Source organism: Sphingobacterium sp. T2 (assembly GCF_000814685.1).
Classification (GTDB): Bacteria; Bacteroidota; Bacteroidia; order Sphingobacteriales; family Sphingobacteriaceae; genus Sphingobacterium; species Sphingobacterium thermophilum.
The window spans coordinates 41,854-52,447 of sequence record NZ_JXAC01000081.1 but is presented as its reverse complement, the minus strand read 5'-3'; the positions used below and the strand labels follow the sequence as shown (position 1 = coordinate 52,447).

Genomic DNA, 10,594 nt, shown 5'->3' with positions numbered 1-10,594 from the left:
GCTCCTACACCATAGTCTCGGAGATCGGCTTTGAATCCAAGCTGTAGGGTTGGCATCTTACAGTAGTCAACACCATTTTCTTGGAGACTTATTAGGCGTGCAGCTTGTTGATAAGGCCTATGCCACGTCCTTCTTGGTTCATATACACGATGACACCTTTGCCTTCTTTTTCAATCATCTCCATAGCTTTGTGTAGCTGAGGACCACAATCGCAGCGGCAGGAACCGAAGATATCTCCCGTCACGCAAGAGCTATGCACACGCACCAATACGGGTTCATTTTCTTTCCATTCACCTTTATAGATAGCCAAGTGCTGTTCTCCTGTATTTTTTTGAGTGAAGGCTTTCATGTTGAAGTCGCCGAATTCTGTAGGTAGATGTACGGTAACTTCCTCCTTGATCAGTGTATCGTATTTTAGTCTGTATTCGATTAGATCTTTGATGGTGATGATTTTGAGGTCGAAACGTTTGGCTACTTCCATCAGTTCGGGTAAGCGAGCCATTTCTCCATCATCTTTTAGGATTTCTACCAATACTCCTGCCGGTTCGAACCCTGCCAGACGTGCTAGGTCTACGGCTGCTTCGGTGTGTCCTGTACGACGTAATACGCCGCCATCCATAGCGATTAGAGGGAAGATATGTCCTGGGCGTCCAAGTTCTTCCGGTTTGGTGTTAGGGTTTATTAAAGCTTGAATGGTTTTCGAGCGGTCAGAAGCCGAAATACCCGTAGTACATCCATAACCTTGTAGATCTACCGAAACGGTGAAATTCGTTTCATATACGGCTGTGTTTTGACCTACCATAGGATGAAGCTTCAGCTCTTCGCAGCGCTCTTTGGTAAGAGGAGCACAAACCAATCCTCTACCGTGTGTAGCCATGAAATTGATAATTTCCGGTGTAGCATTGCGTGCTGCCGTCACAAAATCGCCCTCATTCTCGCGATCTTCATCATCTACGACAATGACCACCTTGCCTGCTTTGATATCTTCTATAGCTTCTTCTATGGTGTTTAATTTAATATCCATTGATATAAAAATTTTATGCTAAGTAACTCAGATTTTATGAAAAATGTATAATAGCAACGTCAAAATAATCCTTTATTGAGGTTGTTTCTTCTTGATGTTAAACTTGCTGCGCAGCCACTCCATGATTGCTTGGACCTTGATTTTGTACTGGGCAGCATCGAAGATAGCGGAGTCTGTCGTAGACTTATAGGTAAGGAAGGCTGCCAGCGGCGTCAGGATGATGATAGCCATCCACATGCCCCAAAAAGGAGTTATCACGCCATCTTTTGCCGACTTTTCCGCAACCGTAGAGATGATATGATAAATCAGGAAGAATATAATGGACATGACTACGGGAGCTCCCAATCCTCCTTTGCGCACGATGGCTCCCAGGGGAGCTCCTATGGCAAAGAGCAAAAGGCAGGAGACGGCCAGCGTGAACTTACGGTGCCATTCGACATAGTATTTGATGTTTTTATCTACTAGATCTTTATACTGAGGACCACGGAAAAGGTGGGCATCCTTAAAGTTGTTGATATTGTTCATGGCGGTCGTAATGACCGATAGGCGCATATTTTGTGGGATATAGTCTATGATTTTGTCGCCTTTACCTTCAAGTTGGGCTTTCTCGACCACTCCGGTATTGTAGTAGGAGGATGTGAATGTAAGGTTCTGCTTCAGCTCCATAGCATATACCCTCGATAGACTATCTATTTCCCTTTCTGTGGTATCGGATTTGGCAGCAAGTTGACGCAAGTTCATCATTTGATGATGTTGCTTAAACAGGTTTTCGTCGGTGCGCTTCATGCCGAAATCCGAAACATCGAATTTTGTTTCCGTCTCTTTGAAGTAGAAGCGGATGAACTGCTGACGGGGATCGTAGTTCGTAGCATTCTGCTTGCGGGAATCTTGGTATTGTACCCCGTTGATGAGTTTGAGGATAAGATAACGTTGGTCCCTCGAGTTGTACATGTATCCGGTATCGGCCACCAATACATTGCTTCCTGGGTTTCCTGACGTTTTGTTGTAAATGGTAAGGTCGTACAGCTCCGTCCCATCTTTGGACTTACTTTTTGCACGGATGGCATATCCGTCGATGGAGTTGTTAAATACTCCCGGCTTGATCAAGAAATCAGCCTTCTTCTTGGTCACATCATATAGGAGGGAACCCATCTTGAGGTTAACCACCGGTAGCGTATAGTCTGAAAATAGGAACGAAGAGCCAGCGAAAATTCCCACCAAGACAAAAAGTGGCGTCATGGCCTTGCGCAACGACACCCCTGCCGCTTTGATGGCTACCAATTCGTAGCTTTCACCCAAGTTGCCGAATGTCATGATGGATGACAGCAACATAGATAGCGGCAAAGCCATGGATAGCTGTACGGCACATTGATAACCGATAAGCTCCATGATGACAGTCCAATCTAATCCCTTACCGATAAGGTCATCAATATATTTAAACAAAAAAAGCATCAATAGGACAAACATGACGATACAGAAAGTAACGATGAAAGGCCTAATGAATGCTTGCAGTATTAAGATATGTATCTTTTTCATGTAAACAGCCCCTTATTCTTCTCTCAACTGTCCGAATAAGAATTTATTTACAAAGATACGGATTTTTATGCACCAATAACACTTTGCAAATAGCTAATTGAGTTGTCCCAAATTTTCTTTCTTTCTTCCAAGTCTTCCTCTTTGACAAAGTCGGTGATGGCTAAGGCTACATCGTTGGTAAGCTCGTCTTGAAGGATTTCCATTTCAAAATAGTGAGGCTCATCGTCCAGCCATTTGAACTTAACGCTTTTGTTTTCTTTTGATGCGGCAAGCTTCGCGCGATGAGACTCATTGTCCCAAATAAACTCGTAGATGCCGTCATGGTAGTTGACATCGTCGGCAAACCACTGTGCTAACTCGTTAGGCTCGATGAGATATGGATATAAGATACGAGGTGATGAGTTGATGATATATTCGAGGTGAAGTTTAGCTTTTTCTTGCCATATCTCTTTCCGTTTATTTTAAGTTTATAACTAAGAATGATAGCTGTAAAATACATATTTTGGAGCAAATATTACTGTAAAATAAAAAAAAAGTTTTTAATCTTGAAAATTATCCTTGTAGGTGCTTCATTTCTAATATTTTGTGCTTGTATTGGGCTTTTAGGGCCATTTTTTGTGAAAGAAAAATGAAAAAAATACTTGCAATGTGAAAGGATGTTGCTATATTTGCATCACCGAAAGGGCGGGGTAGCTCAGATGGTTAGAGCGCAGGATTCATAACCCTGAGGTCGGCAGTTCGATCCTGCTCCCCGCTACAAAGCTTCAAGTTTCCTTGAAGCTTTTTTTGTTTATGAATACCAGTATTTTAGCTGTTTTTCTTATCCAACAGTTTCGCATATTCGGTAGGACGTATTCCTGCCACCTTAAAGAAAATATTGCTAAAGGCAGATAGGGAGCTGTAGCCTACCATCAAGGTAATCTCATACATGTTGTGCTGTCTTTCTGAGATGAGTTCGAAAGCTTTGGTGATACGCAAAGAACGTAGAAAGCGCACATAGTTCATTCCCAGATTTTCTTTAAATTTTCGAGACAAGGTGCGTGTGCTGAGGCCAAACCGTTGTGCCACCTCTTCGATGGTGAAGTTGGATTCCAGGTTGCTGTTGAGGAAACGTGCAATCTCCAACAGTTTGGGATCTTTAGGAAAAGGGTGTTGCATAAGAATGGGCAAGCGCGTAGATTCGATCTGCGGAAGATTTTCCTTTATAGCGCGGAGGAAATAGTACTTTGCAGGATCAGATTTCTCAATGCGTCCGAACCACGATTTAGTATATAAAATCATCTCACGAAGCAGGTCGTTGGCGAAATAAATGTTTGGTCGACTAAAAAAAGAACTATCTTCCTTCATAATCTTGAAATAGATGTTGTAAAGCTCCACCTTCTTACTATAGGTAAGAATGGAGTGTGGCACTTCCGCAGGAATCCACATAAAACAACGCGCTGGAAGATACCAATGTTTCTCTTGAATGAAGATATGTACAATGCCCCCTTCGGCATAGAGCAACTGTCCCTTATGGTGGCTGTGCATGGCCGTTTCCACGGCAGCCAACTGCATATGGTTGACATAAAAGTCAATGCCATCGCTATCTAGCTCCTTTAGTATTTCCTTGATATCTGCTCTCATGTTTCAGTTCCTATAAACAAAGGTACCATCTGTTGGCGTAAATGAGCAAATGTTTTTCTTATTTTATAAAGTTATGCTTTTTGAGGTGTTCTAACTTTGTGCCGTTATAAGTTTTTAGTATAGCATCAGTTCATTTATGAGATTAAAAATTAGGTATCCACTATTTATAGGAATGATACTTTGGGGAAGTTTAGCATTCCCCCTGATGGCGCAGACTTTCCAACGGCTAACACTTCAAGACGCCATAACCCTAGCTTTACAGCACAACAAAAAACTTCAGATTAAGTCTATAGAAAATAAAGTTACCACTATAAGGGCGGAAGATATACGTCAGGATAAACTGCCGGAAGTGGCTTTCAACAGTAATGTACAGGTGTTGGACAACCTTCATCAATACGAGCAGGGGTTGGGGCATCCTTCCACAATGTATGAGACCCCGAGATTTAAGTATAACTTTACGATTGACGCCGAAATACCATTGTATACGGGAGGAAAGCTCAAATACGAAGAGAAGAAGGCGCATCTGGATATTGAAATCCAAGATTTACATTATCGTAAGGCTGAACGTGATGTGAAGATGCAGCTTATTGCAGCTTATCTTCATGGCTTACACCTTCAGCAACAGAAGAAGCTTATCCTAGAAAAGATGCGAGAGGACTCCTTGGTCATAGCCCAATCGGAGAAGCTGCGACAGAATGGCGTGGTGACCAACAACGATGTGTTGCGCACGAAACTGCAACTTTCTAACCATCAGATGTTGTATTATGATTTAGAGAAGGATTTGACTATTCTGGAGCATGAGGTTAAGATTCTATTGGCTTTGCCAGAAGAAGTGGAGATGCATATCGATACGGAAGGACTGTTTTCCGACATCCCGATAGTTTCTGTACTTGAGGATCTTGTAGCTCAGGCTAGAAATAATAGCGAATCCCTACACATAGCAGAGAAAGAGGCTGAGCAGAAGGAGCTGGATAAGAAGTTAGTGCACGCCAACGTCCTTCCAAAAGTTTTTGCTGGCGGAGAATATGGCTATAATTATCCGAATTTTATGTTTTTTCCTCCGGTAGAACACCTTTACCGCTTTGGCGCGGTAGGGATAAGCCTTAAGATGCCATTATCTAATCTTTATAAGAACAAGACCAAGGTAAATATGGCCAATGAGCAGCTCAAGATGGCACAACTGACTGTAGAAGAGAAGGAAGAACAGCTTAGGCATGAGGTCTTTGCCGCCCAAAAGAAGCTGGAGGAAGCTACCCGAAAGATTGGTATCGCGCAGCAGGCAATAGACCAGGCTAAAGAAAACTATCGTATCGTGCGTCTTAAATATAGCAATCAGTTAAGTTTGATTACGGAGCTTATTGATGCCGATAATGCCTATCTGGAAGCACAATCCAATCTTCTTTCACTGAAAATCAATAGGCAATTGAAATACTATCAATTACAATACGTATTAGGAAGAATATAAATATGGCAGCACAGTTGACAAAATTAGAAAAACGAACAAACAGCATCTTGACTCTTATAGCTTGGACATTAGTGGGAGCAGGGGTACTCGTCTTGGGGTGGTTTTACCTCTTTGCGCGTACTCATGTAAGTACAAACAATGCTCAGGTTCGGCAGTATATTACACCCGTGGCTAGCAAGGTGTCGGGATATATTCAGGAGGTCCGCTTCGAAGAAAACCAATATGTACATAAGGGGGATACGTTGGTAGTCATTGATAATAGGGAGTTTAAAAATCAGGTGGATATGGCGGAGGCAAGCCTCGCCAGCACCTCAGAGTCGGTGGATATATATGAGAGTTCGGTGAAGGTTAAGGCTAGCGACTTGCAAACCATCCAAGCTAATGTGGAGGCAGCTAAAATTGAAGTATGGCGTGCCGAGCAGGAGTATATGCGTTTCAAAAATTTAGTGGAACAGGAGGCAGCCACCCAACAACAGTTTGAAAATGTAGAAGCGAAATATAGACAGGCACAGGCACATTTTAAGGCTTTGCAAAATCAGCTGTCGACAGCAACGATGAATGCATTCGCCGAACAGACCAAGATTGCTCCCGTAAAAAGTCAGGTGGCTCAACATCGAGCGCTGGTCAACAATGCTAAGCTTGCGTTGAGCTTTACATATGTCATAGCCCCTTATGACGGATGGGTAGGAACACGTAACATACAGGTGGGACAGCTGGTGAAAGAAGGACAGGCTTTAGTGCAGGTTGTCTCGCAAGAGAAATGGATCGTAGCAAATTTCAAGGAAACCCAAATAGGGGAGATCGACACGAGTAAGGAAATAGAGATCCGCGCCGACGCCTTTCCGAATATAATTTTCAAAGGAAAGATCCATTCTTTTTCGCCTGCTGCCGGCTCTGAGTTTTCTTTGATTAAACCGGATAATGCTACGGGCAACTTTGTGAAGATAGAACAGCGTTTTCCAGTGAAAATCGTATTGCTCGCTTCGCCGGAGCAGGATAAGTTGAAAGCAGGGATGAATGTAACCGTAGCAGCACAGAAAATATAAAGAATGAGCACAACAAGTAGCTTGATCAAGTCTTGGGTTCCTGATAAGGTGGCAGTAGCTCTCTTGGCATTGGCAATGTTTCCCCATTTGATGCTGTTGTCCATGTTTAACTTGAACAGCACCTTCACTGCTTCCTTTTTAGTAGATGGAAGTGGAGGATTTGCAGTTTATGTTTTCTTTGGGGTATGCGCTTATTGTCTGTGCTCTCTTTCTGCATAGTCGTCTTTTCGGGGCAATGAATGTGCGGGCTTTACCTGTTGGTGATGACTTCACTCAATATCCTTGTCCTTTTTGCCATGACGTGCACAAGACAGACGCAACTGCTATTAGCATTAAGGATTGTTCAGGGACCTTTATCCTTGTTCGAGGGATGTATTATGATTCCTGTCTTGATGAAGACCTTAAAAAGCCCCAATGCCAAGTTTGTAGCCTACAGTGTGTTGTATTCGTTCATGCTTACGGGTGATAAATATTCCACTTCGTTGGTAAAATACGCTATCGACCACTACAGTCATAATTTCATTATCTACACGGTTATAGGTTTTCATCTGCTAGCTCTTTGTATTTATCTGCTTCTGCTCCGTCCTCACCGCATTTTTCCTAAGAAACCTTTATACCAACTAAATCTTGCCGGTGTTGTTTTACTGGCTATAGGTCTTATTTCGGGTGCCTATTTTTTGGTGTATGGGAAGAAATATAACTGGTTGGAGTCCGAAAGAATAATACTGGCTTTGGTGAGTTGTATGCTTTTTTGTGCCTTATTCTTATTTTATCAGCGTACGAGCAAGAGACCATTATATCATTTTGAGGTATTTAAATCCGAGCGCGTGTTGGGGGGAGTAATACTATTCTTCTGCTTTTATGTGTTGCGATCAGGCATGAGCAATATATATCAAGTGATGGGCACAGTTTGGAAATGGCCTTGGGAGTATGTGCTTAAGGTTCAATATTTCAATGTTGCAGGTAGTCTGTTGGGGATTGTGATTTCCTATTTTCTTTTTACAAGAGGAGTGGGGTATAAGAAAATATTTATTACAGCCTTTGCCATACTGGCAGGAGTGATGCTATGGTTTAGTTATCTTTTTTATCCGGATACTACGGTTCGTGCCATTGGTCCTGCCTTATTTATAGAAGGGGTAGGACAAGGAATTTTGATGACTCCTCTTGGTTTTTTTCATGATTGGGGCGGTGCATCCTAGCATTTCGAGTAGTGCCTCCCAAGCAGGTACCGCTACACGTTTCTGGACCAGCACCTTCGGTTTTGCCCTGATGCAGAATCTTGTATTTTATCTTTCTACGAAATATCAGTTTCTGCTGGCCCATAATATGGATGTGACGCGTCCTGTGTTTCAAGAACAGTGGTTCGCCATATTTGGGAAATATTATTCGCAATATTTATATAATGATGCGTTGCGTCTTTCTTCAACGACATTAAAGAATAAAGTAGCACAGCAAGCTCTTCTTCTTGCGGATACTGAAATTTTCAGGGGTCTATTTGTTTTCGGAATGGTCATCCTGCTGGCTATTCTCTGTTATAGGCCATTGAAAAAAACTATTCTTTCTTTAAAATAAAAATACTTTCTGTTTTTCAAACTTTATGTAGATTTATAGGGATTAAGGAAGCATGATTTCTTTTAAATGCCTATACATCTATGCGTAGACTTTTTTCTCTGCCTTTTTACTTAAAACTTGCGGCAATAATGATCAGTATTATCGCTATAGGATATCTTATGCGTATTGGTCAGACGATTATTGTGCCTTTGATATTGGGTGGGTTGTTTGCTCTGTTGTTGGTACCTGTGTGCAACTGGTTTGAAAAGAAGCTCAGGTTCCATCGTACTTTGGCCGCATTGGTTTCATTGATTCTTTTTTCTGCATTTGTAGGGGGACTGTTTACCCTTATAGGGTCACAGTTAACCTTGTTGAAAGATGACTGGCCAGCCTTCGAGAAGCAGATTATCGGAGGGATAGAATCTTTGCAAGAATGGATACGTCAGACATTCAACATAGGATATAACAAGCAATCCGAATATTTGTCGCAAACACTCAATAAATCCATCAATCAGGGTACGGCTATTGTAGGGATAGCCTTGCTATCGCTTTCTTCGGTCTTTATTCTGATGGTGTTTACCTTTTTATATACCTTCTTCCTTCTTTTGTATAGAAGACATATCCTGCGTTTCTTTCTCTTGCTGAATAAGCCTCAACATCAGGCTATTATCCTTGAAATAGCCCATGAGATACAGTATGTGGTGAAAAAGTATCTTATAGGCTTGATTTTGCAGATGCTTATTGTGGCGGCCATGACCTTTATCGCTTTGAGTATCATAGGTGTGAAATATAGTCTTATGCTGTCGTTGATTACCGGTGTCATCAACGTATTGCCTTATATAGGGATTTTTGCTGCCATGTTGATGATTTCTCTCATTACCTTTGCAACCTCTTCTCTGACCCATGTGCTTTTCGTGGTTATAGCACTGATTGTCGTTCATTTTATTAGATAGCAACTTTGTGGTTCCTAAAGTCGTGGGATCCAAGGTGAAGGTAAATTCTCTTTTTGCGATGTTGGCAATCATTATGGGGGAGTTGATTTGGGGAGTGTCGGGAATGTTTTTGGCCATACCGATATTGGCGATTATGAAGATTGTCTTTGACAGGATTTACGATCTAAAGCCGTGGGGCTTTCTATTGGGAGAGGAAGACTCCTCCGATCATTCGTATAAGATCTTACGTAGTGAACTATATCCCGAAATTGTGGAGATCAGAGAGGTAGAAAACAAAAAAGACGGATAACCGTCTTTTTTGCTATGGGTTTGTTGACCAAAGGGAAGCCGATTTAAGCATAGCTCTGCGAGGCAGCTTAAGGTTAGCGACAATTAGTTCGGCGAAGTCTTCCGGCTGCAATACTTTTTCGGGATTGCCGTCGGTCAGTTTGAGTTCTACAGACATGTCGGTAGCGATGGTAGAAGGCATCAAAGTACAGACACGGATGTTGTGCTTACGTACTTCCCGCATCAAAGAATCCGAGAAGCCTATGACGCCGAATTTTGAAGCACTGTAGGCTGAGGTGGTGGCAGCACCGTTCAAGCCGGCGGTAGATGAAACGTTGATGATGTCTCCCTCATTTTTTGCAATAAGCTGTGGTAATACGGCTTTTGTCACAAAATAGGTGCCCAATAGGTTGGTGTTGATGATATCTGTCCAAGTATCTACATCCATATCCATCACAGAGGCGAATACGCCAATTCCGGCATTATTTACCAAGATATCGAATGAGCCAAACTCTTTGTTCAGTTCTTCTACAGCTTTGGATACCTCATTGAAGTTTTTAATATCAAAGGCTTTGTACGCCGCTTTCACACCCAACGCTTCGATTTCTTTGACGGTCTCTTGTAAGGAAGCTTGATTTCTTCCTGTGATAGCTACGTTGATTCCTTCTTTAGCAAAAGCTAGGGCCGTTGCCTTACCTAATCCTCTTCCTCCGCCCGTGATAAGAGCGAACTTTCCTTTTAAATTTTCCATATACGAAGTTACCAATAAAGGTCAGTAAGAACGTCATTTTTGCGCCATAGATTAGTAAAAAATCATTGGAGAGATTAACACGTTTGGGTGACGGGATATATCCATTTGGATTTAGGGGGAATTGCTGTGAAGTTGAGACTTTCTCTGCAGAATAAGGGTAGAAAAAGAGAAAAATAGAGAGCTATGTCACACGAAATTTGATGACAGTAGAACTGTGACAGAGAATGAAAGTTTTGACCATTCGATGTAAGAGTCTTTTGAAGCAGGTATTAACTTGCTTTGAGGGTATAAACTGGCTAACAGCTTGCTGATGAATGTGGATTTAATGCCACAGAGAGATTGTAGAATAGGTCTCTTAGCATCGGAATAGGATATCTA

Annotated in this window: 11 protein-coding genes, 1 tRNA gene and 1 pseudogene; 8 read left to right on the top strand and 5 right to left on the bottom strand. The window is 42.1% G+C overall.

Features of this window, described 5'->3' with window-relative positions; genetic code table 11:
- From ribB to SD31_RS06250, 3 genes and pseudogenes are all read right to left on the bottom strand, one after another.
- Window positions 1-1,024, bottom strand: a pseudogene (gene ribB / locus SD31_RS06260) (3,4-dihydroxy-2-butanone-4-phosphate synthase); the annotation flags it as partial.
- 72 nt (window positions 1,025-1,096) lie between these two features.
- Window positions 1,097-2,560, bottom strand: coding sequence for an LptF/LptG family permease (locus tag SD31_RS06255; RefSeq protein ID WP_039053496.1), 1,464 nt, complete (start codon window positions 2,558-2,560; stop codon window positions 1,097-1,099).
- A gap of 65 nt (window positions 2,561-2,625) precedes the next feature.
- Entirely contained in the window at window positions 2,626-3,006 is a 381-nt protein-coding gene (locus SD31_RS06250) for an START-like domain-containing protein (RefSeq protein WP_039053495.1), read from the bottom strand.
- Between the two features lie 237 nt (window positions 3,007-3,243).
- Between SD31_RS06250 and SD31_RS06245 the strand changes: the two genes are divergently transcribed.
- A tRNA-Met gene (locus SD31_RS06245) sits at window positions 3,244-3,317 on the top strand.
- A 50-nt stretch (window positions 3,318-3,367) separates the two neighbouring features.
- On the opposite strand, the gene SD31_RS06240 is transcribed toward SD31_RS06245, so the two are convergent.
- A complete protein-coding gene (locus SD31_RS06240; RefSeq protein ID WP_039053494.1) occupies window positions 3,368-4,183 on the bottom strand; it encodes an AraC family transcriptional regulator in 816 nt (271 codons plus the stop codon).
- A gap of 136 nt (window positions 4,184-4,319) precedes the next feature.
- Here SD31_RS06240 and SD31_RS06235 point away from each other — a divergent pair, with 136 nt between their 5' ends.
- The 7 genes from SD31_RS06235 to SD31_RS18635 all read left to right on the top strand — a co-directional run bounded on the left by SD31_RS06235 (window position 4,320) and on the right by SD31_RS18635 (window position 9,487).
- On the top strand, window positions 4,320-5,648 hold the full coding sequence (locus tag SD31_RS06235; RefSeq protein ID WP_197053562.1) for a TolC family protein: 1,329 nt from the start codon (window positions 4,320-4,322) through the stop codon (window positions 5,646-5,648).
- 2 nt (window positions 5,649-5,650) lie between these two features.
- Entirely contained in the window at window positions 5,651-6,694 is a 1,044-nt protein-coding gene (locus tag SD31_RS06230; RefSeq protein WP_052258711.1) for an HlyD family secretion protein, read from the top strand.
- 3 nt (window positions 6,695-6,697) lie between these two features.
- Window positions 6,698-6,913, top strand: a complete 216-nt coding sequence (locus SD31_RS16515; protein ID WP_156138235.1) for a hypothetical protein — start codon at window positions 6,698-6,700, stop codon at window positions 6,911-6,913.
- A 20-nt stretch (window positions 6,914-6,933) separates the two neighbouring features.
- Window positions 6,934-7,893 carry a hypothetical protein gene (locus SD31_RS06225; protein WP_197053561.1) on the top strand — a complete coding sequence of 320 codons (960 nt, stop codon included), beginning with the start codon at window positions 6,934-6,936 and terminating at the stop codon, window positions 7,891-7,893.
- Window positions 7,871-8,266: a hypothetical protein gene (locus SD31_RS06220; RefSeq protein ID WP_039053491.1), complete on the top strand. Its 396-nt coding sequence runs from the start codon at window positions 7,871-7,873 to the stop codon at window positions 8,264-8,266. The genes SD31_RS06225 and SD31_RS06220 overlap by 23 nt, the downstream gene beginning before the upstream one ends.
- 80 nt (window positions 8,267-8,346) lie before the next feature.
- The gene (locus tag SD31_RS06215; protein ID WP_231561238.1) at window positions 8,347-9,198 is read left to right on the top strand and encodes an AI-2E family transporter; all 852 of its coding nucleotides are present in this window, start codon (window positions 8,347-8,349) and stop codon (window positions 9,196-9,198) included.
- 7 nt (window positions 9,199-9,205) lie between these two features.
- The gene (locus SD31_RS18635; protein ID WP_231561237.1) at window positions 9,206-9,487 is read left to right on the top strand and encodes an AI-2E family transporter; all 282 of its coding nucleotides are present in this window, start codon (window positions 9,206-9,208) and stop codon (window positions 9,485-9,487) included.
- 12 nt (window positions 9,488-9,499) lie between these two features.
- On the opposite strand, the gene SD31_RS06210 is transcribed toward SD31_RS18635, so the two are convergent.
- Window positions 9,500-10,216, bottom strand: a complete 717-nt coding sequence (locus SD31_RS06210; RefSeq protein WP_039053490.1) for a 3-ketoacyl-ACP reductase — start codon at window positions 10,214-10,216, stop codon at window positions 9,500-9,502.
- Window positions 10,217-10,594: the final 378 nt, after the last annotated feature.